General features: G+C 56.7%; 20 protein-coding genes. 14 read left to right on the forward strand and 6 right to left on the reverse strand.

Annotation, left to right across the window (positions count from 1 at the left end; genetic code table 11):
• Positions 1 to 4: 4 nt before the first annotated feature.
• Positions 5 to 631, reverse strand: a complete 627-nt coding sequence (locus tag RBB63_RS02415; RefSeq protein WP_309380736.1) for a PEP-CTERM sorting domain-containing protein — start codon at positions 629 to 631, stop codon at positions 5 to 7.
• Positions 632 to 1,638: 1,007 nt separating this feature from the next.
• On the opposite strand from RBB63_RS02415, the gene RBB63_RS02420 reads away from it, so the two are divergent.
• Positions 1,639 to 1,896, forward strand: coding sequence for a hypothetical protein (locus RBB63_RS02420; protein ID WP_309380738.1), 258 nt, complete (start codon positions 1,639 to 1,641; stop codon positions 1,894 to 1,896).
• A gap of 59 nt (positions 1,897 to 1,955) precedes the next feature.
• On the opposite strand, the gene RBB63_RS02425 is transcribed toward RBB63_RS02420, so the two are convergent.
• The gene (locus RBB63_RS02425; RefSeq protein WP_309380740.1) at positions 1,956 to 2,402 is read right to left on the reverse strand and encodes a c-type cytochrome; all 447 of its coding nucleotides are present in this window, start codon (positions 2,400 to 2,402) and stop codon (positions 1,956 to 1,958) included.
• A gap of 106 nt (positions 2,403 to 2,508) precedes the next feature.
• Here RBB63_RS02425 and RBB63_RS02430 point away from each other — a divergent pair, with 106 nt between their 5' ends.
• From RBB63_RS02430 to RBB63_RS02440, 3 genes are all read left to right on the forward strand, one after another.
• The gene (locus RBB63_RS02430; RefSeq protein WP_309380742.1) at positions 2,509 to 3,093 is read left to right on the forward strand and encodes a hypothetical protein; all 585 of its coding nucleotides are present in this window, start codon (positions 2,509 to 2,511) and stop codon (positions 3,091 to 3,093) included.
• A gap of 44 nt (positions 3,094 to 3,137) precedes the next feature.
• Positions 3,138 to 4,277 (forward strand): 5-(carboxyamino)imidazole ribonucleotide synthase, encoded by a 1,140-nt coding sequence (locus tag RBB63_RS02435; protein ID WP_309380744.1) that lies wholly within the window; start codon positions 3,138 to 3,140, stop codon positions 4,275 to 4,277.
• A gap of 245 nt (positions 4,278 to 4,522) precedes the next feature.
• On the forward strand, positions 4,523 to 4,966 hold the full coding sequence (locus tag RBB63_RS02440; protein WP_309380746.1) for a hypothetical protein: 444 nt from the start codon (positions 4,523 to 4,525) through the stop codon (positions 4,964 to 4,966).
• 148 nt (positions 4,967 to 5,114) lie between these two features.
• On the opposite strand, the gene RBB63_RS02445 is transcribed toward RBB63_RS02440, so the two are convergent.
• On the reverse strand, positions 5,115 to 5,486 hold the full coding sequence (locus RBB63_RS02445; RefSeq protein ID WP_309380748.1) for a Smr/MutS family protein: 372 nt from the start codon (positions 5,484 to 5,486) through the stop codon (positions 5,115 to 5,117).
• Positions 5,487 to 5,510: 24 nt separating this feature from the next.
• On the opposite strand from RBB63_RS02445, the gene RBB63_RS02450 reads away from it, so the two are divergent.
• The 3 genes from RBB63_RS02450 to RBB63_RS02460 all read left to right on the forward strand — a co-directional run bounded on the left by RBB63_RS02450 (position 5,511) and on the right by RBB63_RS02460 (position 8,921).
• Complete coding sequence (locus tag RBB63_RS02450) at positions 5,511 to 5,765, forward strand: 2Fe-2S iron-sulfur cluster-binding protein (protein ID WP_309380750.1); 255 nt, start codon at positions 5,511 to 5,513, stop codon at positions 5,763 to 5,765.
• Between the two features lie 142 nt (positions 5,766 to 5,907).
• A complete protein-coding gene (gene metG / locus RBB63_RS02455; protein ID WP_309380752.1) occupies positions 5,908 to 7,446 on the forward strand; it encodes a methionine--tRNA ligase in 1,539 nt (512 codons plus the stop codon).
• Between the two features lie 50 nt (positions 7,447 to 7,496).
• Positions 7,497 to 8,921 carry an isochorismate synthase gene (locus RBB63_RS02460; RefSeq protein WP_309380754.1) on the forward strand — a complete coding sequence of 475 codons (1,425 nt, stop codon included), beginning with the start codon at positions 7,497 to 7,499 and terminating at the stop codon, positions 8,919 to 8,921.
• 8 nt (positions 8,922 to 8,929) lie between these two features.
• Here RBB63_RS02460 and RBB63_RS02465 read toward each other — a convergent pair whose 3' ends face one another.
• Positions 8,930 to 9,817 (reverse strand): alpha/beta hydrolase, encoded by an 888-nt coding sequence (locus RBB63_RS02465; protein WP_309380756.1) that lies wholly within the window; start codon positions 9,815 to 9,817, stop codon positions 8,930 to 8,932.
• A 214-nt stretch (positions 9,818 to 10,031) separates the two neighbouring features.
• Here RBB63_RS02465 and menD point away from each other — a divergent pair, with 214 nt between their 5' ends.
• The 5 genes from menD to RBB63_RS02490 all read left to right on the forward strand — a co-directional run bounded on the left by menD (position 10,032) and on the right by RBB63_RS02490 (position 15,571).
• Positions 10,032 to 11,759 (forward strand): 2-succinyl-5-enolpyruvyl-6-hydroxy-3-cyclohexene-1-carboxylic-acid synthase, encoded by a 1,728-nt coding sequence (menD, locus tag RBB63_RS02470; RefSeq protein ID WP_309380758.1) that lies wholly within the window; start codon positions 10,032 to 10,034, stop codon positions 11,757 to 11,759.
• Between the two features lie 113 nt (positions 11,760 to 11,872).
• Positions 11,873 to 12,784 carry a hypothetical protein gene (locus RBB63_RS02475; protein ID WP_309380760.1) on the forward strand — a complete coding sequence of 304 codons (912 nt, stop codon included), beginning with the start codon at positions 11,873 to 11,875 and terminating at the stop codon, positions 12,782 to 12,784.
• Positions 12,785 to 12,808: 24 nt separating this feature from the next.
• The gene (locus tag RBB63_RS02480) at positions 12,809 to 13,954 is read left to right on the forward strand and encodes an SPFH domain-containing protein (RefSeq protein WP_309380761.1); all 1,146 of its coding nucleotides are present in this window, start codon (positions 12,809 to 12,811) and stop codon (positions 13,952 to 13,954) included.
• Positions 13,955 to 13,991: 37 nt separating this feature from the next.
• The gene (locus tag RBB63_RS02485) at positions 13,992 to 14,414 is read left to right on the forward strand and encodes a GxxExxY protein (protein ID WP_309380763.1); all 423 of its coding nucleotides are present in this window, start codon (positions 13,992 to 13,994) and stop codon (positions 14,412 to 14,414) included.
• Between the two features lie 32 nt (positions 14,415 to 14,446).
• Positions 14,447 to 15,571 carry an SPFH domain-containing protein gene (locus RBB63_RS02490; RefSeq protein WP_309380765.1) on the forward strand — a complete coding sequence of 375 codons (1,125 nt, stop codon included), beginning with the start codon at positions 14,447 to 14,449 and terminating at the stop codon, positions 15,569 to 15,571.
• 209 nt (positions 15,572 to 15,780) lie between these two features.
• On the opposite strand, the gene RBB63_RS02495 is transcribed toward RBB63_RS02490, so the two are convergent.
• Both RBB63_RS02495 and hisC read right to left on the reverse strand, forming a co-directional pair.
• On the reverse strand, positions 15,781 to 17,094 hold the full coding sequence (locus tag RBB63_RS02495) for a hemolysin family protein (RefSeq protein ID WP_309380766.1): 1,314 nt from the start codon (positions 17,092 to 17,094) through the stop codon (positions 15,781 to 15,783).
• Complete coding sequence (hisC, locus tag RBB63_RS02500; RefSeq protein WP_309380768.1) at positions 17,091 to 18,227, reverse strand: histidinol-phosphate transaminase; 1,137 nt, start codon at positions 18,225 to 18,227, stop codon at positions 17,091 to 17,093. The genes RBB63_RS02495 and hisC overlap by 4 nt, the downstream gene beginning before the upstream one ends.
• 137 nt (positions 18,228 to 18,364) lie before the next feature.
• Between hisC and RBB63_RS02505 the strand changes: the two genes are divergently transcribed.
• A complete protein-coding gene (locus tag RBB63_RS02505) occupies positions 18,365 to 20,623 on the forward strand; it encodes a methyl-accepting chemotaxis protein (RefSeq protein ID WP_309380770.1) in 2,259 nt (752 codons plus the stop codon).
• Positions 20,620 to 22,929, forward strand: a complete 2,310-nt coding sequence (locus RBB63_RS02510; protein WP_309380772.1) for a methyl-accepting chemotaxis protein — start codon at positions 20,620 to 20,622, stop codon at positions 22,927 to 22,929. The genes RBB63_RS02505 and RBB63_RS02510 overlap by 4 nt, the downstream gene beginning before the upstream one ends.
• Position 22,930: the final 1 nt, after the last annotated feature.

A 22,930-nucleotide genomic window follows, 5' to 3' on the forward strand; every position in this document is an offset into this window, starting at 1 on the left:
ATGGTCACTTGCTTCGGCCACGCCGAAACAGGATGCAAAGCGCCAACGCGCTGGCGCCAGCGAGCGAGGCGTAGGTCGATGGCTCGGGCACACTGCTCAAGGTTTCGCCAACGGACAGGTAGACTTCGTCGCTACCCACCTCCCAGCGGTAGAGACCTTCATTTAGATAAGGGCCCTCATTGGGGTGATTGGACTCGAACGAGCCACGCACCGTGATGGTGAAGCTGATCGCCTCTCCCGAGGCATAATCTGCCGGCAGGCTAATCAGCATTTTGTTTGGGCGGGCATCCAGTAGGAATGCGTCGCCCTCCGATGTTCCAGGATACCAGGTCTGTGCGCCCCAAGCATTTTCCTCCCCCTCCACAGCGAAGGTTTGCATATTAGAGAATTCCTGAAACGACACATCGTTGAGTGAAGTGCTCAATCGCCCGTCAACGGGTGAATGAAAACCCGGACTGTAAGTACCGGTGCTGTTGTTTTTTGTTACGGCTTCATCCAGGACCAGGGACCCAAAGCCGCTGTAGATGATATAACCGTTAGCCTCGTAAACATTGATAATAAGCACCGCTGGCGCAGTGCGCATGACGCAGAGCGCCAAGATGAACGGGATGATAATTTGCTGAAATTTCATATCGCGTAGGACGTAATATTTTCAAATCTTTCGATAGTTTCAGGAACTTGAGAAGGCTCCGCCCCGATCTACCGAACTGGATAGACTTTACTGACGCAGAAACAGATCCACGGATAAGCGCCTACGGGCGCAGAGATGGCCTAGTCACACTGAGGTGCTAGCCGGAGGCACATACATATAGAGAGCATATTGCAGTTTTCTTCCTATCCTGCATGCTTTATGCCACAGAGAACCGATCGCCAGACCTACCGATGCGCAGCTACGCAGGCATGATCTACGGATAACAGATAGACGGGTAATGCTTGTGCGAATTAAATCACAAGGTGCGCCATCGGCGCCACACAACCTATTGCAATGCTACACTAAGCGAAAAGACAGACTTTGACAAATAAGACATTATACAGGTTCGTTGTAATCGCTGGAGTATTTACTGGCATCCCAAAGAGAATAGAGGTTCAGGTATTCCTCGGACAATCGGGATAGTAATTTTACTGAAGACGGATCTAGTCCGCAACGCGCTCAAGGCGCGGAAGAAGCTCGAAAGCTCCAGACGATTCACTAGCAGTTCGGAACACATATAATAGACAGGAGACAGTTACTTATATTGTAAATTAGGAGTCAAAAATCAAACCTTTTTTAATACAGTTTACACCCGATAATTCACCTTAAATACTTGTATATAAACACATACATAGTTTTAACTAATTCCATATAAGGGATGTATTGTATATTTACAAAGAAGTTGAATAATCTAAACAAAGCTATCCATTAATAAAACTTAATCACAAGAAACATAAGATAAAATTAAAACATTAATAAAGACTTAATGGCCGTTGATTCAAAAATAAACAGCTTGCGTTTAAACAGCCCCAGCAACCGTAACGATGGGCCAATTCCGCTCCCCTCAGAAGCCGTCCTCCGGGCGCACCCACAGGGAAGCGCAGTTGCTTAAATTATTTGCCGTAATTTCAATTGAACAAGCGCAGCGGCTTCCCTACAGCTTGGACATGAAATTCAATACTACCACTATTTGCCTGACAGCCCTGCTCAACCTCGCCATCTTTCAGACTGGCTGCAAGCTGAACGAAGACGCTGGCGAACAGGCCGTTCTCTCTCAAGAACCCATGAGCGAAAGCACTGGCTCCGTCACCGAGGACCTCAATCAGCGCCAACAAAACGACGTTGACGGCATGTACAACGCTGGCGGGCTCAATCAATACGAAGAAGAGCAGATGGACTCCGCAATCGGGTCAACCGGCCAGTAAGCGAGCCAAGGCAAGCATGCGTCGCGAAAGCCTTGGCCCTTTCGCGATTATTCTGCGCATCAAGGTTGCGCCCGCTGCTCTGCGACGTCTTCCGCCGTGATAACGTCTGTTGCGCCGCCCCATTCCTTTCGCACATAGGTGGCCAGCTTGGCGATGTCTGCATTGCTCAACTGCGCAAACTTCGGCATTTCGCCCATCCAAGGCGATGCCCCGGGCTCGCCGGTCGGCGGAAAGCCATGAATCAAGCCGTGAACAAAATACTGGGGTGACGCCAACCGCGCACTTCCCCCCAGCGGCGGGAATATTTGCGACACCCCCTGCCCCTTATCACCATGGCACGACAGGCAATGCAGCTCATAGAGCTCGGCGCCTGTCTTTTCCCGACTGTCGAGCGCAATCGGCTTGGGCGGCGGCGCAGCCTTCCCAGACACCCCAGAGGGTGAGTCACCACAACCAGCAAGCACAGCAATGATCGCAAATCCAAAAACGCACGGCAGGTATCGCATGCCGCCATTCAAACGAACCAACACTCAAGGCCAAGCAGAATGATGCAGGCCCTTGGCTGACAATTTTCGTTTGCTAAGCAGCCTTGGTTAAAATTGGATATAGTCCATGATTCCCCTAAAGTTACTTGTCGCCCTGCTCTTCATCGCTGCTTTTGCCCAAGGTGAAACATTTCGCATCTATGAGCTGGAAATGCCGACTCGGTTCTATGAAGCCAACAACTTGGGCGCGCCTCTCCCGCCTGAGCCCGATGAAAACGGCGTGATCCTCCTGGAGCCAGTTGATCTCGAAGCCAAAGCAAAAGTCGCCCTGGGTCTCATTGGCCACAACGAGGTTACCGTCAATGCCTACGCAACCCTAAAACGCCAGAACGATGGCCAGTGGAGCATCGACCAAACTTATCAATTGGATTATGAAATGCAGTTTGAAGAATCCACGTCAAAACCATTGGTGAAAACTGAACAAATCGGACTTCAAGCAAGCATTCAGCAAACGGACGTTGCATACGACATTTACTTCTCCCATCGCCGTCTGCTGCGCTGGACCAGTTTGGGCAAAAACCTGTTTCCCCTAGTCACCAGCCGCGAAATCAACTCAAATGCGATCATCAAAAGCGCCGTACTAATCGGAGGACTGACCAGCAACGACGTGACAACGGCCATTATCATCGAGCGCGTCACCGACGTTCAATAGAAGTTTTCGTTTGCCTTTCGGGCGTGGGCGAAAACCTTGTTGGCATGAGCGAGACTTTTCAGCCGGGAGCGACAATTGGCATGCTGGGCGGGGGACAGCTGGGGCGCATGAGCATCCTGGCTGGCCGCGCGATGGGCTACCGCTTCCGCGTGTTTGAGCCCCAAGCCGGCGGGGCGGCGGCGATGGTCGCCGACACAGAGGTCAACGCCACCTACGACGACGAAACCGCACTCCAGGAATTCGCCAAGGCCTGCGATGTCGTGACGCTTGAGTTCGAAAACGTCGCCCGCGAGGCTGTGGACACCGTGTCCCAAGCCGGCCCCCCAGTCCGCCCCGGCGCGAACGTGCTGCACATTTGCCAGAACCGCCGCCGCGAAAAAGAGTTTCTCAAGGCCAACGACATCCCCTGCGCAGATTTCCGCGTCGTCGCCAACGCGGAGCAGCTGGCCCAAGCCGCGCAAGAGCTCGGCGCCCCCTGCGTATTAAAGACCGCCGACTTCGGTTACGACGGCAAAGGACAGGTCAAAATCAACGACTTGGACGCCGATTTCGCCGCGATCTGGCAGGGCCTCGACATGCCGCTGGGCGTCGTCGAAGCCTGGGTGCCCTTCACCGCCGAATGCTCGGTAATCGTCGCCCGTGGGCCCAGCGGCGAAACGAGCTGCTTCCCCGTCGCGGAGAACATCCACCGCAACCACATTTTGCACGAAAGCATCGTGCCCGCCCGCTTGGACGAATTAACGCTCACTGCGGGCGTCGAGCTAGCCTTGCGCGTAGCCGAGGCCATCGACGTCGTCGGCCTGTTGGCCGTCGAATTGTTCGTCACTGGAAGCGGCGAAGTGTTGGTCAACGAGATGGCGCCACGCCCGCACAACAGCGGCCATTACTCGATCGACGCCTGCCAGACCAGCCAGTTCGAGCAACACATCCGCGCCATCACCGGCCTTCCGCTGGGCGAACCTCGACTCCTACGCCCGGCGGTCATGGTGAATTTGCTCGGTGACGTCTGGCAAAACGGCGAGCCAAACTGGTCCGAACTACTGGCCGACCCCGACGTAAAGCTCCACCTCTATGACAAGGGCGAGCCCCGCCCCGGCCGCAAAATGGGCCACTTTACCGTCTTAAAGGACACCATCGAGGAAGCCGTCGAAGCGGCGGACACACTCTTTGCAAAGCTAGTTTAAGCGTAACCCAGCTAGGCGCGCTTTTCGTTTCTCACGGAGGCACGGAGACACAAAGCCCAGCGCAGCGAGTGAGTTTCATGCGCAGGCGCAAAGAATTTGGGCCAAGAGCCATCACAACATCCACTCATTCGCTTCGCGCCTTCGCGTGAGATTAAAAAAACCGCGCCTCCCAGCTTGGCGCCTGTGTGTCTCCGTGAGAAAAACATTTCGTTGCCTCCCGACGTTCGCGCGCTCAATTTAACCACATGCGTAAATACCTTATCCCCGCGATGATTGCCTCCAGCCTCTTTCTTGCCGCCTGCGTCGAGCCCAAGGAAGAAAAGCCGTTCATCGAACTGCCCGCCGACACTAAGCCCGCCAACCAATCCGGCGACGTCGAAGTGACCGAGCGCACCTACAAGATCGAGCTTGAAGCGCCGACCGCCGGCTATTCGATCAAGATTGATTCGGTCTGGGTCGTCGGCGAAGAAATTTGGGTCATCTCCAAGCTTTCAGCCCCAACCGGCATGGCCGCACAGGTCATCACGCCAATCAGTGATGAAGTCACCCTGACCCTGCCACAGATTTCTCCGGAATATTTCGTGATCGGCAAAAAGATCGGCCCGACGATGGAAGGCGTCACCTTCATCGACAGCCAAGCCGACATCCAAGCCAAGCTCGATACCGGCGGCCAAGTCTGGCCCAAGTAACGGCCGACTCTGACGAAATCCGTCAGTCTGATTCATTTTATACCGCAGAGGACGCGGAGAACGCTGAGAGTCTGAAGGAATACATATATGGGATTCCCCAAATAACACTACGATCTCCGCGTTCTCTGCGGTTAAACCCCACGTATACCTAGCCGCGCTTCAGCTCCACAATTGTCGAGCCCCAGCCACCGCCGGATTCCCCGGCCAGTTGGAAGCTGGAGACCATCGGAATTTTCCGCAACTGCGCGTGGACCAGCTCCCGCAGCGCACCCGTGCCCTTACCGTGAATCACGCGCACTTGCAGAATGTCGCGCGCCAGGCATTCCTCGAAGTATGCGGGCAGCAGCTCCTTTACATCGCGCGGGGAAAACGTGTGCAAATCCAGCACACCGTCGATCGGCAGTTCGACTGGGTCGCTGAATTCGGGGTCATCCATGCGCATGATTCCAATTTTTTGATCGGTGATTCGCAAGCAGTAAGCCCCCTCAACGGTTAAATAAACCGGAGGCTTGTTTTTCAAAATTAATATGTTTTAATAGTTCCCATGCCAAAAGTTACTTTTGAGAAGAGCGGCGTGTCTGCAGACTGGGACGCCAAGGAAGACAGCTTGCTGGATTTCGCTGAAGCTCAGGGCCTCGACCTCGACTTCGGCTGTCGGGCGGGCAACTGCACCATGTGCCAACAAAAGAAAGTTTCCGGCGACATTGAATACCCTTTTGGCCATGGAGCCGACCCTGACGACGGACACATTCTCATGTGCTGCTCCGTCCCCACGACCGATGTCGTGATCGACGCGTAGCAAAACGCAGAAGCGGCTCTAACCGCTTTGCCTACTATGCGTTAAAAAGCGGCAAGCTGCCGCTTTGACGAACTATATTTTACCGTTGAGCTTCGCGCTCAAGCGGATTGAGTGTTTCCCTTTGCCCAACACCTGTAATTTCATGAGCAAGCAATTCTACATCACCACCGCTATCGATTACGCCAATGGCTCGCCTCACATCGGCCATGCGTATGAGAAAGTGCTCACCGACGTAATCGCCCGCCACCGGCGATTGAGTGGAGACGCCGTGTACTTCCTGACCGGCCTCGATGAACATGGGCAAAAGGTGCAAATGACCGCCGCCAAGGAAGGCATCGCCCCACTGGAATACTGCGACCAGATCGCCGAGAAGTTCCAGGGCCTGTGCTCGACGCTCAATATTTCCAACGACGACTTCATCCGCACCACGCAGACGCGCCACAAGGACGTTGTCCGACAAATCCTGCAAGACCTCTTCGACAAGGGAGAAATCTACCGCGCGGATTACACCGGCTTCTACAGCAAGCGCCAGGAGCAGTTTCTCCAAGAGAAAGACAAGGTCGACGGCGAGTGGCCGGAAATCTTCGGCGAGGTCGAGGAGTTCTCCGAGCCTGCCTACTTCTTCAAGCTCAGCCAATATCAGGACTGGCTCATCGACTTCCTCAAGAGCAATGAGGACTTCGTCTTCCCGCGCTTCCGCCAAAAGCAGGTGCTGGAATTCCTCAAAGAACCGCTGAACGACCTCTGCATTTCGCGCCCGAAGGAACGCCTCGAGTGGGGCATCCCGCTGCCGTTCGACGAAGACTTCGTTTGCTACGTGTGGTTCGACGCGCTGACCAACTACATCTCCGCCGTCGGCTACGGCCAGGATGGCTTCGAGGAAAAGTGGCCCGCCGACTTCCACGTGATCGGCAAGGACATCCTCGTGCCGCCGCACGCCGTTTACTGGCCCATCATGCTGCACGCGGCGAATATTCCGCTACCGAAGCAGCTCCTCGTGCACGGCTGGTGGAATGACGCGAAAGGGCAAAAACAATCGAAGTCGCTCGGCAACGCCGTCGACCCGATCGAGCTCTCGAAAATTCTCGGCCCCGATTCGCTGCGTTACTTCTTCATTCGCGAAATGAATGTGGGGCAGGACAGCAACTTCGATCACGAAGTTCTGGAAAGCCGTTATAAATCCGACCTCGGCAACGACCTCGGCAACCTCGTTTCGCGCCAGCTCAATATGGGTGGACGCTACGCCGATGGCAAGGTTCCCGCAGCCACGATCGACGAAGAGCCCGAGCAGGAGCTCAAGAAGGTCTGGGACGAAAACGCCGAGAAAGTCATTGAGCAATACGAAGGTTTCCAATTCCACCGTGGGCTCGAAACCGCATGGGTCTGCATCCGTGCGTGCAACCGCTACCTGGAAGTCCGCCAACCATGGAAGCAGGCCAAGAGTGAAGACGCCACAGACCAACAGCGCGTGCTCACCTCGCTGGCCTACGTGGCTGAGTCCTTGCGCCTCGCCGCCACGCTGCTCACCCCGGTCATGCCAACGATCAGCGCTCAGATTCTGGAGCTCGTCGGCGCCGACCCGGTAAGCGCCTACGCGGGCAACCTAACGTTCGACGTCAGCACGCTCGAAGGCCGTAGCCTCGGCGAGAAGACCATCCTCTTCCCGCGCATCGAGGGATAGTTTTGCCATTCGCGAATATTCGCGTGATTTGTAGTTAGACCCTCGCATCCATGGAACTCGTCTCTCCGGATAAATTCTCGCAACGCGACCCGAAAGCGCTCGCGGAGTTTTTGCTCCACGTGCGTGGGCGCGCACGCCAGAAGCAGCATCCGCAGTTGGCGAGTATTTCCCTGCGCGCGAAGCACTTGGATCCGCTCGCAGTGTTGCAGTCGATCTACGAGCCTGCCGAGCGCCACTTCTACTTGGAGCGCCCTCAGTCCGAAGAAGCCATTGCCGGCGCCGAGGCCTTGCTCGAAGAAGAAATCTCCGGGCCCGATCGCTTCGCCATTGTCCGCAAGTTTGCTGACCACGTGCTGGAAAACACCGTCGCGATTGGCGACTTGGATGCGCCCTTTGCTGGCCCGCATTTCTTCACCGCCTTCACCTTCTGCGATGACGCCGAGGGAGACGACGCCTACTTCGCGCCGGCCACGGTCTTCATTCCGCGTTGGCAGGTGGCGCGCCGCATGGGTGAGTACATCGCCACGGCAAATCTGATCATCGAGCCCGAGAGCGACATCGCAACTTTGTCCCGCAAAGTATTGGCCGCCCACGCGAAGTTTGGCCGCTTTGACTACGACGAACTCGCCGAGGATGATAATCCAGCACCCTCCGTGGTGGACCGCGAAAATGTCGGCGGTGACAACTGGTTTGCCTCCGCCGTTGACCACGCGCTACAGAACATCGACATCCAGCTCTATCGTAAGATTGTGCTCGCGCGCGCGGTCGAGCTAAAGGCCGACCAGCCATTTCGTCCACTCGAAACCTTGGCGCAACTGCGCGACCGCTTCCCGTCGTGCTACGCGTTTTCTTTTGCCAACGGCGAAGGGCAAAGCTTCATCGGTGCCACGCCGGAGCGGCTGCTCCGCGTGGAGTCTGGCCGCCTGTCTACCGAAGCGCTGGCTGGCTCAGCCCCGCGCGGCGAAAACGTCCGCGAAGACGCTCGCTACGCCTCGGCCCTGCTCTCCAGCGAGAAGGATTTGCGTGAGCACCAATACGTGGTTGAAGCCATTATCAAGCGCCTAGGTGAAGTCGATTTGGTCGTGAAGCCGCCCAGTGGACCACGCCTGCTCAAGCTGCCCAATGTGCAGCACCTGTGGTCGCCAATTTCCACCGAGCTCACCCAGGATCAGGACATCCTGGCCGTCGCGTCCAAGCTCCATCCGACGCCCGCTGTCGGCGGTCAACCACGCGAAGCCGCCCGCGCCGACATTGCCCGCATTGAAAATTTTGACCGCGGCCTCTACGCCGGTTGTATCGGCTGGTTTGACTATCATGGCGATGGTGAGTTTGCGGTCGCAATTCGCTCTGCGCTGATCGACGGCCAACGCGCGCGTCTCTATGCGGGCTGTGGCATCGTGGCGGGCTCCGACCCCGCCCGCGAAACCGAAGAAACGGATTTGAAATTAAAGCCGTTGCTTGATTCTCTTCAGTAACAAGCGCGCTACTCCTTTGCATCCGGAGGCAGCGCAAAGGCCAAGCCACGGCCCAGGCACGCCAGCGACACCGAGAAATGGCTCTCGCCCGGGAAGTAAACGTATTCAACTTCGACCTTCTCCGAGTCCAACCCCTGCAACCGCTCTGAGAGCTCGCGGGCGCTGTCGACCATGCGGCTTTTATTGGCCCATTTCAATTTTTCCGGATCTTCGCCGCGATACTGATCGCCCTCCGCGGTGGTTATCAGTAGGCGCAAGTTGACGTCACCGTTTTTCACTTTCTCAGTGAAAGCGGGCTCATCAGCCAGAACGGCAAAATTGAAAATGAAAGTTGCTGGGCTCGCCGCGATGTAAGTTTGAAATGCATCCGGCTCGCGCAACATCTGCCGCAAGACCAAGAGCCCGCCCAAAGATTTGCCATACAAAGCTTGCTGCTCCACATCCACCGGATAGCGCGCTTCGACGAACGGCTTGATCTCCTCGTTGAGCGCACGAATGAACGTATCGCCATCCTCGCGATGTTCATCCTCCGGATTCAAATCTTCCGGCAGCGGCGGGATGCCCATATCGATCCAGCGACGTTTGCAATGCTCATCGTAGTCCTCAGTCGGATAACTCACGCCCACGATGACCGCTTTGTCCAAACGTTCGCCAGCCTCGGTCACATAGTCGACCGCCGGCCGGTAATACCAATAACCATCGAGGATGTAGACTACTGGATAAGTTTGTTCGGCCTCCATGCCATAGGGCGTCGCAATCATCAGGCGGTATTCGCGCCCTGTGATCTCGGACTTGAATTCAAACTGCTCTTCGCGCGAAAGAACGACGGGCGCTGGATCAGCCTCAGACAAAGGTGGCAGCGTATCGGCGGACAACGCAGTTTGTGCGAAATTCATCGCGATGAATACTCCGGCGCAAAAACGCAACGCAAACCAACGGCAGCAAGGTAAAGACATAACAATAAATGATGGCGCTGCAAAAACTAGAATAAATCCAGTTGGCGCACAAGGCGTTTTGTCCAAAAAACATTCGGGCAGCGCGCTAACCCTACTCATAAAATCTGCGCGAAACAGATTTGTCATCCAGAGCATTGCTTGATTCTCTCACCTCATGCATCCATTACTGCGCGCCAATCGCAACACCGTCTGGGCCGGCCTAATCGTCGAGTCGCTTTTTCGCAGTGGCATGCGACGCGCAGTCATCAGCCCGGGCTCCCGCTCCACACCACTCACGCTGGCCTTCGCGCTCGACAACCGCATCGAATCGACCCCGATTCTCGACGAGCGTAGCGCCGCATTTTTCGCCCTCGGTTGCGCCAAGCAGTCCGGCGAGCCCGTCGCCTTGGTTTGCACCTCCGGCACCGCCGCCGCGAACTATTTGCCCGCCATCATCGAGGCCCACTACAGCGGCGCGCCGCTCATCGTGCTGACCGCCGACCGCCCACCCGAGCTGCGCGACTGCGCCGCTGGCCAAGCCATCGACCAGGTCAAACTCTTCGGCGACTACGCCCACTATTATCACGAACTAAGCCTGCCGCCTAAGGTGCGGCAACTCGAGGAACAGCATGCATACCTCGTGCGCATGGTCACCCACTGCTGCGCCGTGGCGACAACGCTTCAGCCCGGCCCAGTCCACCTGAACGTCCCACTGCGTGAACCGCTGGCGCCAGTCGATGACTCACCAAGCGGCCCGTTCCCGGCGATTGATTTCAAGAAGCTGCCGTTTTCCAAACCACTTGCGCAGACCACCGCCAAAACGCCTGTGGACGACCTGCCTTTTGCGGATCGCGAAGATCTACTCGTCATCGTCGGACCACCCGAAACGCGCTACTCGCAAGATGACTGGCTCGCAATCGCGAAGCTTTGCAACGCAAAGTCTTGGCCACTCATTGCTGATGGCGCGACTGGACTGCGTGGCTTGGAAAGCGAATGCAAGACCATCATCGCCAGCTACGATGCAATCTTGCGCGACATGGTCAAACGCCACGAACTGCGCCCCGGCGGCATCCTCTTCATCGGCCAAATTCCCACCAGCAAAGTCCTGCGCACCTTCCTCCGCGAATGCAGCCTGCTGCCCAGTTGGCGCCTCAGCTCGGGCAAACTGAATTTAAACGCCAGCTACACATCAGTAGAGATTATCCCTCTACATCCGTCGCAACTTACTTTGCCCGGCAAAGTAAAAGCGGCAACGCCTTTTGCTGAAAAGTGGTTGGCGGCCGAAGCCGCTCAGCAGCGCACATTTAAGAAAGCGTTTCGTGAGTGTGAGCGCCTCTTCGAAAGCAAGCTCGCGCCAACGCTTGCTGGCGCACTGCCCAGCGGAACCGCCATCTGCGTGGCCAGCAGCATGCCGATCCGCGACGTGGAGTTCTTCTGGCCAACAAATAAAAAGGCGTTCGAGTTTGTAGTCAACCGCGGCGCGAACGGAATCGACGGCACACTGTCCACGGCGCTCGGCATGGCTCAAGCGTCAGAGAAGCCCGGCGTTCTGATTACCGGCGACCTTGCCTTTTTGCACGATCAAAATGGCCTACTGACCGCGCCTGAATTTAAAGGGTCGCTGACCGTATTTTTAATCAACAACAACGGTGGTGGCATTTTTGAAAAGTTGGCTATCGCAGAATTTGAACCACCCTTCGAACGCTTTTTCGCCACACCGCAAAATGTCGATTTCGCGAAGCTCGCGGCGACACATGGCATCAGCCACCGCCCGGCCAGGACGTGGGAGGAAGTTAAGTCATTCGCTCGTAAATTACCCAAGCAAGGCATTCAAATCATTGAGCTCAAAACGGACCGCAAGGCCGACATGCGCCAGCGTGGCGAATTGCTCGGCCCGGCATAGCGCGTAAAAGACTTAGAGCGATCTTTGGCTCTCTGCGTTCATTACAAAGAACGCGCGCGATTATCATGGCTCGACGTTCGCCACAGGCGTAAGCTGTCCTTGGAAACAATCCAATGAACACACTGCCTATTAAAACCTGTTTGGCGCAAATGCTAAGCGCTAATACCGAGACTCCACGCTTGCGGGACAACGAGCATCACGTAGGCTCCGTTGCCGAGACCATGCCGCTGTTGACTGCAATCGTGGAGAACCTCGCCGAGCGCATTGCCGCCCGCAATAGTGGTTGGGTGACTGCCAACGAGCTGCTCGCCTACCTACCGGTCTCGCTGGAAATGGTCAGCGAAGTCATGGACGGGATGGTCGACCGGCAAGTCGTTTTCCACGGCGGCATCGACGGCCTGAACGTATACGAGTTCTTTGAGTTGATTGGCGAAAAGAGCGATGAGCCCATTGGCGGCAAAGACATTTACACCGGAGAAAAGCTCGATGATGAGCATGAGATTTTTTCTCCCGAAACCCGCAACCGGCTGGAAACGGAAATCCGCGAGCGCGCGCAAGTCGACGCTTGGCCGGCCAATGCAGTTTGGCAGCACGAACTGCTTTACGTAACGGCCGCCACCAAGGGCCCTGTTCGCTTGGCGGAAGTTGCGGGGCACTCGCGGCTGATGCTCAGCCAAGTCAAAGCCAAGCTGAAGGAACTCGCTAAGGGCAAGTACTGCGCGCTCGAAGAGGTCGATGGCCATTACAGCTATCGCTTCCCCTACATGGAGTATTCGCCAGAGGCCTTCCGCCGACACGACCAAGCCATTCGCCGCTACCCGTCTTCGCGACGTGACGAATTTGAAGTCAAGGTCATGAAGCTTCTGCTAAGCTGGATCGCCATTGCTGTCGGCAGCCTCGTCGCTGCCTTCATCCTGCGCATTCACTTCTTTTTCTTATTGCTCCTCGGCGTTGCTGTTGCCGGGGCGGCAACCTGGAAAATCCTCACGGCGCAGGACATCATCGCGCCGAAACCCCTCGCCTGATTTTTTAACCAATAAACAACCGCTATGTCATACGATAATCCCCAATTCCCACCACGACTTCCTGCCCAGCGTCGTAGCATTTTACGCCACTTCAGCGGCACCATCATCCTGGTGCTGGTCGCAATTTTCATGCTCGCCGTCGCAATGCTGTTCACGGTGCGCGTCGATAAAGTCGGCGGCACAGAAATCGGCGTAAAAGTCAACAACCTCACCGGCGGCATCACCGTGATCCCCGAGTCCGGCACGTATATTTACAACGGCTTTCTCAACAGTTTCTTCCTGCTCGACACCACCGTGCAGCGACTGGAGATGACAGCCGACGCCTCACGCGGCGCCCGCGACACCCGCGACGATCTGCGCATCAAAACCATTGACGGCAGCGACGTGTTCCTCGACCTGACGATCAACTACCAGATCCGTCGCGACAAGATCGAGGAAGTCGTCAACACCAGTGGTTTGGGTGACGCCTACAAGGTTAAGTGGGTGCGCGATTACGCACGCTCGGTCAGCCGCACCGTCTTTGGCGAAATGACCACAGAACAGTTTTACGACGCCTCGGTGCGCAATGAAAAAGCGCTCAAAACTGAGCAAGAAATGAACGAACTGCTCAAGCCATTCGGCATCGAAGTCACGCGCGTCATTGCAGAAAAATTTCGCTTTCACGCTGAGTACGAGGACAAGATTCGCGCCAAGAAACTGGCTGACCAGGAAGTTGAAGAACAGATGTCCAAGGCCAACGCCGCGAAGCAAAACCAGATCTTTCGCACAGTCGAAGCCACGAAAAAGAAAGACGTGGTAATCGCGACCTTTGAGGGTCAGATGCGTCAGCTTATCGTGCAAGCGGACGCCGAGGCCAACAAGTCCATCAAAGGCGCCGAAGCCTACGCCATCGAAACCGAGCGTGGCGCTGATGCGAAGTTTTACAGCCAGGAACAAAACGCCAAAGCCATTCTCGCACAGGGCAAGTCTCAGGCGCAAGCCACGGAAGTCATGGCTAATGCCCTGGAGGGCGAAGGCGGTCGCAACCTCGTTAAAATGGCCTACGCCGAACGGCTTCAAAGCATGAACCTCACCGGGCAACCGTTTACCATCAGCGGCGAAACCGAGCGCTTCGCCACCGTCGACGAAGTCGCCGTCGCAACCAAGGCCAAGAAAGATAAGAACCAGTGATTTTTGAACTACGAATGGCTCGAATGCGCGCAAATCCATGGCTACGAAATCAATAGAATACAAAGACGAAAGCTATCAGATCGTTGGCGCGCGCTTTAACGTGCACAACGAAATGGGAAGCGGTTTCCTGGAAAATGTTTATCAGGAATGTCTAGCCATTGAATTCGAAAGGCTCGGCATTCCATTTGGCGCAAAGCAGCAATTAAAATTAACATTCCGCGGTCAGGCATTAGCACAGTACTATGAGGCAGACTTTGTTTGCTTTGGAAAAATCATAATCGAAATCAAAGCAACCAAAGCTCTAGCCGATGAGCACCGCGCCCAGATCCTCAATTACTTAAAAGCTACCGGTCTTACATTAGGCATCCTCGTTAATTTCGGCCAGCACGAGAAATTGGAGTATGAGCGATTTGTCAATGATTCGTCCTTTCAGATTCGCGCACATTCGCGCCATTCGTAGTTAACCCAAAATTTTCCAACCATCTTTAAATTATGAAATTCATTAAACTTGCATCAGTTGGCGTCATCATCGCCATGCTCGGAGTGTTCATTTTGTTCGCCATGTTTATGATCAAGCTGGAGCCGGGCGAAGTCGGCGTGCGCACTCAGCAATACGCCGTGCTCGGTAAGAAAGGCGTACAACCCGTAGACTACGGTCCAGGCTGGCACCGCAATCTGCCCATGCTCGACAACTGGAACGTCTTCGACTCCACCGTGCAAACCACGGAATTCACAACTCAAGAAGAACGTGAGGAACAGCGCGTGCGCTATTCGCTGTTTCGCCTAAGCAGCTCTACCCTGCCGCCCGATGGTCCAGAGCGCATCGAGCTGAAGCTGAAAGACGGCTACACGATCCAACTCGACGTGACCGTGAAGTACCGGCCCAAGCCCGACGAAGTGCACCGCCTCTACAAGGCATTCAACACCGAGGAACGCTACAAGGGCATCGTCCGCGACCAGGTGCAAAATACACTGCGAAATGTTTTCGGCACCATGCGCACCGAGGAGTTTTATCTGCCCGACGTGCGACGCGCCAAAACCGAAAGCGCCGAGCAAGACCTGCATGGCGAACTCGACCGCAATCACATCGAACTCATCGCGCTGCTGGTGCGCGACATCACTTTCGATAAATCTTACGAGCGCAAAATCCTCGATAAAAAGCTCGCCGACCAGGATGTGGAGCTCAACAAGTCCCGCGCCATAGCCGAAGAAAAGAAGGGCGAGACCAACAAGATTGTCGCCGAAACCGAGGCCATGGTTCGCGTGATTGAAGAAGAAAAAAAGGCGGAGCAACTTCGCCTGCAAGCGGAGACCGACAAACAGGTTGCCACGATCCGCGCCGAAGCCGAAGTCCAGGTAGCGCGCACCCGCGCCGACGCCGACCTCTACGCCCAAGAGCTACTTGCTCAGGGCATGTTGCTCGAGCGCGAAGCCAAGGCCGAGGGCGAGCGCTTGCGTGCAGCCGCAGTCAAAGGCAGCGGTGGACAAAACCTCGTTGCTCTCGAGGCGATCGGCAACCTGAACCTGGGCGACATGACGATCTCCACACTCGCCGTGCCACTGCTCGATGTCGATCAAATGGTCAACCAGATGGGCGCTGCGCAGGGCAGCAATTGATTTAGGAGGCGTAAAGCATAGTCATCGCCCGCGAAGAAGCGTAACATCGCCAAGCCAATCAACAGGCTTTGTGATGCAAAGCGCGAACTCGCGGGCTTTTTACTTTGCAATACAAAGTTAATAAAAAGGCGAATAATGATGCCCTACCGTTTTCCAAATAGATGAAAAGGTCCGGTGGGGACACCGGGCTCCACCTGTTTAACATCAGATCAATCCTCGTCTTCCACGACGGGGATTTTTTTCACGGCGGCGGACAACACGCGCCGCTCGTCAACTTCCTTCACAGTGAACTCAAGGCCGTATTCGTCAAGGGTCAGGATTTCATTGGTCTCCGGAATGCGACCCAGCTCATTGGTGATGAGGCCGCCAACGGTGGAAACATCGTCGGTGTCGATGTGCACATCCAGCTCTTCTTCGAGGTCATGGATCGCCATGAGGCCATCGACGAGGTATTCATCGGGACCCGTCCGCGTGAAGTCTTCGGTTTCGGGGATGTCGAACTCGTCCTCAATGTCGCCCACGAGTTCTTCCAAAATGGTTTCGAGCGTCACAACGCCGAGGGCGCCGCCAAACTCATCACTCACGAGCGCCATGTGCACTTTTTGCGCGAGCATGCGCTGGAGCGCCTCTTCGAGCATGGTGTCCGCGCTGAAGCGTTCGATCTTCCGCGCAAGCTTGCGAAGGTTGTTTTTGTTTAACTCACCCGTGAAGCGAAAGATGTCCTTGATGTGGATCAGGCCAACGCAGCGGTCGAGATCGCCTTCGCAAAGCGGGAAGCGCGTGTGCCCGGTCTCACGGGCAAGCGCCAGATTCTCCTCAACAGAGCTATCGAGCGAAAACAACTGCACTTGATTACGCGGCAAGATAACGTCCGACACCTCCAAATCACGCAGGCGCAGACTATTGCGCAGCAGTTTGCGCTGGTAGGGAGACGGCGGTTCCTCGTCTTCGGCCAGGGCACGGATCTGCACCTCGAAATCCAACACGTTGAAGTCGTGTTCGAAGTTGAGCCCCATCAGGGTGACGATGCGTCGGGCCACGCCACGCAGCAGTTTAAACCAAGGCAGCACAATCGCCACAACCCCGATCACGAACCATGAGGAAAGCCGCAGCGCACGTGTCGGATTTGACAGCGCAAAGGCGCGCGGTATCAGAAAACCGCACACACTCACCGTTGAGGCGGCGATGAGGAAGGCGATGACCGCCTTGATGGTTGCGCCGGGCTGTCCGTGAAAATACGTCACCGACTTCATGGCGAAAACAATCATCGGGAACAGCACCAGGCCCAGGGCCACGGTCACGGCCATGATGCCAAAGCGCAGCACCGGGGCGGCCCAGTCGGTACGGTTCAGCAGGTAGGCTACGCGTTTACGCGAGCGCAGCGCATCGATATCGAACTCATCCGGGTCCGCATAACGCAGCTTGACGAGGCTAATCTCGCAGGCCACGAGCAATGCATTCACAAACAGCAGGCAAACCAGCCCTCCGCTCAGAACAAGAAATTCCGTTAAGCTCGTGTTCACCGTGACGGTCGCTCATCCGTAGGGGCGGCGTCCGACTCCTTCCCCTTAAGTATGGCCTGCAAGCACGAAAGCAGACGCGCATTTTGCGTCTCCGTGCCAACGGTCACCCGGATATGTTGAGCTAGCAGATATGGTTTCAACGGACGAACAATAATTCCTTCCCGCTGCAAGGTTTCAAACATTTGCCCCGGGTTTTCAACCTTTAACAGCACGAAATTGCCGCCTTCGGCCCGGTATTCCAGGCCGAGTTGACGGAATCCTTCGGCCAGTTGCTTCATGCCGACGGCGTTGACCTGCTTTGCGCGCGCCACGTGATCCAGGTCGCGCAGCGCCGCAGTCGCCGCCGCCTGGCCAATGGCGTTGACATTAAATGGCGCGCGAACGCGGTTGAGCAGATTCATCAGCTCGACGTGCCCGTAGGCGTAGCCCACGCGGAATGCAGCCAGCCCGTAAATCTTGGAAAAGGTGCGGCAGCAGACGATTTTCTTCCCCTTAGCCATGAGCGGACGCAGGTCCGGCGCATCGTCGGAATACTCAGCGTAGGCTTCGTCGAAACAGAAAATAACGTGATCCGGCAGGCGTTCGATGAAGTCCTCCAGCACACCCTGCGTGTGGCAGTCCCCAGTCGGATTATTGGGGCAAGGCAGGTAAACAAGCTTGGTCTTGGGCGTGATTGCCGCCAACAGGGCGTCGAGATCGTGCCGCATGTCGGGCATGGGGACCTCGACTGGCGTCGCACCGGCGAGCAAAATGCCAATTTTGAAGGCGATAAAGCTCTGCGCGCCCATCACCGCCTCGTCACCCGGGCCACAAAAAGCCTGACAAAGCAGCGTCATGAACTCGTTGGAACCATTGGTGATGATAAACTGATCCGTCGCGAGGTCGAACTTCGCTGACAGCGCTTCCCGCAGCTTCGAGCAGCCACCATCCGGATACAGATGAGCTTCGCGCAAGGCCTTTTGCGCAGCCTCAACCCCCATCGGCGACGGGCCCAATGGATTTTCATTGGAAGCGAGCTTAAGGATCGACGCCGCCTCCAAACCGAACTCACGCGCCACGTATTCGATGGGCTTGCCCGGCTCGTAGATCGGTTGCTTGAGCACGTCGGGACGAACTAAATCTGTGTATTGCATGGGGAAAGCGCCTACGGTGGGCATTTTTAGGGCGCATGCAAGCGCGCAGTGCAGTTGGCGCCAGTTCGCCCCAACTCTCGCCTTGCCAATACTTTGCGAGGCCTACAGGATGACGGCTCTTTTCCATCTCACTATTGATGAAGCTACTTTTGCGACACAAGGTTGCGGGTCTGGCGATCTTTTCGGCCCTCTTGCCAGTGCTCGGCCTGGCAATCCTTATCGCTGCGCAAGATAAGAAGAGCACGCAGGCGATTGAGGCCGAAATCGACGCCATCATTAGTGATAATTTGAACCACGCTGTGCTCGATCTTTATGGGCTCTGTCGCGTGGCCAACAACCTCATCCAGATGCAGGTGAACCGCACCCTCGGAGTGGCGGATTTCGTGCTCGAAGACAATGGCGGCGTCAGCTTTGGTGAGAAAAAGGTCCATTGGCAGGCCACCAACCAGTATTCCCACGAAACACGCGCCGTCGGTCTGCCGCAGATGCTCGTGGGCGAGACTCCCATAGAGCCCAACACGAGCTTTTCCGTCCCCTCCCCCGTCGTGGACCAGGTCAAGAACCTCGTGGGCGGCACCTGCACCATTTTCCAACGGATGAACGCCGAGGGCGACATGCTGCGCGTGGCGACCAACGTCGAAAGCGCAGATGGCCTGCGCGCCGTGAGCACCTACATTCCTGCAATCAACGAAAACGGTGAGCCCAACCCTGTGATCCACCGCGTGGTCAACGAACGCGCCGTCTATGATGGCCCCGCCTACGTGGTCAACCGCTGGTACCTCACCGCCTACCGTCCGATATTTAATGACAAGGGGTATGTGGTCGGCATGCTCTATGTCGGCGTGCGACGAGACGAAGCCTCCTCGCTGCGCAGCGCCATTTACGATGCAGAAATCGGCCCCAACGGCTATAGCTGGGTCATGTATGGCAAGGACCGTCAACGCGCTGGCGAGTTTATCCTGACCGGCGAGGCCTTTCCCCACGGCGATCAAATCAACGACATCATCGACGCCAAAGGACAGCGCTTTTTCGAGGAAATCCGTAAAGACGCCTTGGCCAAGGCCCGGGAGCGCTTGGGCGCCACCGGTTCCAAAACCGTCATCTGGGATGACATGCAGGGCAAGCCGCACAAGTTGGAAATCAACTACGTCTATTTTAAACCGTGGGACTGGATACTCGGCGTCACCGCGCGGGCGGAAGACTTTGCCGAGCCTCACAAGCAGATCGAAAAAGTCTTCGATGAGATATTTTTCCTCACGCTCATGGGCGCCATCGTGCTGTTGATCGTGATCTTTATTTTGGCGACCTGGATGGGCGGCGTCATCGCGCGGCCGATTTCGTTCCTCACGAACATTGCCCGCCACGTGGCCGATGGCGAACTGGCCGCCGCCAACCGGGAAATGAATGCCTGCTGCCAGGGCAATAGCCAACACGACCTCTCCCGGGCGCGCGATGAAACCGGCGACTTATTCCGCGCGATTCAGCGGATGATCAGTAACCTGCAGCAACTCGTCGTCGAGATGAAAGGGGCCTCCGGGCAACTCACGGAATCGGCGGATTCCATCGGCTCCAGCGCCCAGCAGCAAGTCGGCGCCGCACAGGACTTTGGCTCGTCGAGCACACAGATCGCCGCCGCAGTTAAGGAGATTTCCACCACTTCCCAAGAGCTGAGCAACACCATGAAGAAAGCCACCACCAGCGCACGGCAAACCGCCGAAGTCGCTGGGGAAGGCCGGAACTTTCTGGATGACATGCGTGACGGTGTGGACGACCTCTCCATCGCCACCCAATCCGTCTCCGGCAAGCTGTCCATCATCGCCGAAAAAGCGAACAACATTAACAACGTTGTCACGACAATCGCCAAGGTCGCCGACCAGACCAACCTGCTCTCGCTCAACGCCGCGATCGAAGCGGAAAAGGCGGGCGAGTTCGGCTTGGGCTTTGCCGTTGTCGCCCGGGAAATCCGCCGCTTGGCCGACCAAACCGCAGTCGCCACGCTCGACATCGAGCAAATGGTCAAGGAAATGCAGTCCAGCGTCAGCGCTGGCGTCATGGAAATGGACAAGTTTAACGAAGCTGTCCGCTCAGGCGTGGAAACAGTCAACCGCCTCAGCGGCCAGATGGAAAACATCATCATCGAAGTCGAGGCGCTCACCCCGCGCTTTGAATCGGTGGAGGAAGGCATGGAGGCGCAGGCCAGCGGCGCCGAGCAAATTTCCGAGGCCGTGGCCTCGCTCAACGCCGCCGCGCTGCAAACGAAAAACGCCCTGGAAGGCTTCCAAAGCGCCGCCGGCAAACTCAATCTCGCAGTCACCGCCGTCAATGGCGGCATTGCCCGTTTTAAAACAGAAGACGACGAGGCCACGCCCCCGGCGTCCAACGAACAATCATCATGAGCCTACGCACGAAGATACTCGTTTACGTGCTGCTACCGGTCATCCTCACGGCCGGCAGTGTGGCGGTGTATAACATCTACCGCGGCCACACGCGCATGCTCGAAAAAGACCAGGAGCTGATGGGGGACGACCTCGCCAAAATCGCCCTGCGCATCGAGCAAAACAACCTTGAGGCGGTCACCGTCTCACGCACCATCGCCGACGCCCAGGAAAGCGGCATGTTCGGCCTGCGCAATGAATCTGTCGCCCTGCTCAAGCGTATTTTGGAAGCCAATCCGCAGTATGTCGGCGTGTCCATTGGCTACGAACCCGACGCCGACGGCAAAGACGCGGATTTCCTCGCCAGTTTTGAGCACAAGCCCAATTGGATCAGCGATGACGGCCGGTTCATCCCCTATTGGTACCGCGATCTGACCGACGGCGGACGCATCAAGTCTGAGACTCTTGTTGAGATGGACAACAGTCTCTATTACCATGGAGTCCGCCAAGCGCTGACGAGAAACCCCGACCTTCGCTATCTCGTCACCGAACCTTACATTTATAACGACCTCAACTTGATCGTCGAGCAGATGGCGCCCATCGTCATCAATGGCCGTTTTCAAGGCGTGGTCGGCGTCGACCGCGCACTCGATACGCTCAGCGATACCCTGAGAGAACTCAAGCCCTACCCCGGCGCCGAGCTCTACCTGATCAGCAGCCGCGGACGCATCATCGCCACCACCCTTGGCGACCAATTCCGCACCTTGCCGGTTGACCGGTTCTATGTGCTGCGTGGCAAGGGCGACGAAGCCCGCGTCATGCTGGACCTCTTTGAGAAAAGCCCAGACGGCAAACTGGAGTTCAACTCAGATCGCGGCTTACGCCTACAGGACGAGGGCGTCGACCAGATTTACCGCACGCTCTTCGACCGCATTGCACAGACCAAGCAGGACACGCCCCCCATCCTGTTCAACGACCCGCTTTCCGGCGAACAGTCCTACCTCTCCAGCGCATTTATCCCCACGGGTGGTTGGCGCATCGCCATGACGGTGCCGGAAAAAGTTGTCACGGGCCCCACTTGGGACGACATCGAGCGCGCGCTGATTGTAGGCCTCATCGGCATCCTCACGGTGTTGCTGATCATTGTTGTGTTCGCCAACCGCTTCAGCGCCCGCATCAAGCAAGCCAACGACCTCGCCCAAGCTGTCGCCGAAGGCAACTTGACGCACGATGTAGAGATCGTCGCCAACGACGAAACCGGCCAGCTCCTCCGCGCCATCGAGCTCATGGTGGACAACCTGAACCAACTGCTCCTCCAAGTGAAGAACTCCACGATTCAGTTGGTCTCCACCGCCACCCGCATCAGCGGCGCTTCGAAAAGCCAGGAAGTCACCATCCAGGATTTCGGCGCTTCGACTCAGCAAATTGCATCCGCCGTTAATCAAATTTCCGCGACCTCCCGCGAGCTGCTGGAAACCATGCGTGATGTCGCCAGCTCCGCCAGTGACACCGGCGCCATCGCTGAAGTCGGTCGGCGCCAGCTCAATGACATGTCCGCCTCAATGGACAACCTGTCATCGGCCACAAGCTCCATTGCCGCCAAGCTCGCCGTGATCAGTGAAAAGGCAAACAACATCACCAAGGTCGTCACCACCATCGGCAAAGTCTCCGAGCAGACCAACTTGCTCTCGCTCAACGCCGCCATCGAGGCCGAAAAAGCTGGCGAGCACGGCCAGGGCTTCGCTGTGGTCGCGCGCGAAATCCGCCGCCTGGCCCACCAGACCGCGCAGGCCACGGTCAACATCGACACCATGGTCCACGAGATGCAGGCCGCCGTCAGCTCCGGCGTTATGGAAATGGACAAGTTCAACGAGTCCGTGCGCAGCGGCGTAACCGAGGTCGGTGAACTCGGCGAGCGGTTGGATGAAATCATTACCGGCGTGCAAACGGTCACCCCGCGCTTTGCCTCCGTCAGCGAAGGCATGGAAGCCCAAACACAGGGCGCACAGCAAATCAGCGAAGCGATGACGAACCTGCGCGACGGCGCCGCCCGCACCGCAGAATCCCTCAAGGAATTCGATGAAGCCACCCGGGCGCTGCACACCGCCGTCAACGGCCTGCGCCGCGAAGTCTCACGCTTCAAGGTGAAGGAAAAAGCCTCAACCGGCATGACGAACATGCCCTTCCCCATGCGCGCTGCGGCCGCCGCTTCTCAATCCCAACAGCGGTCGCCGTTCCCTCCCCCTGCCGAGAAAAAACCAACCATCAGCAAAGCGCCTTTCCCGGGCCGCGCGCCATTCCCGCCACGCAAGGAGGATAAGAAGTAAG

Source organism: Cerasicoccus frondis, from assembly GCA_031296915.1.
GTDB classification, from domain to species: domain Bacteria; phylum Verrucomicrobiota; class Verrucomicrobiia; order Opitutales; family Cerasicoccaceae; genus Cerasicoccus; species Cerasicoccus frondis.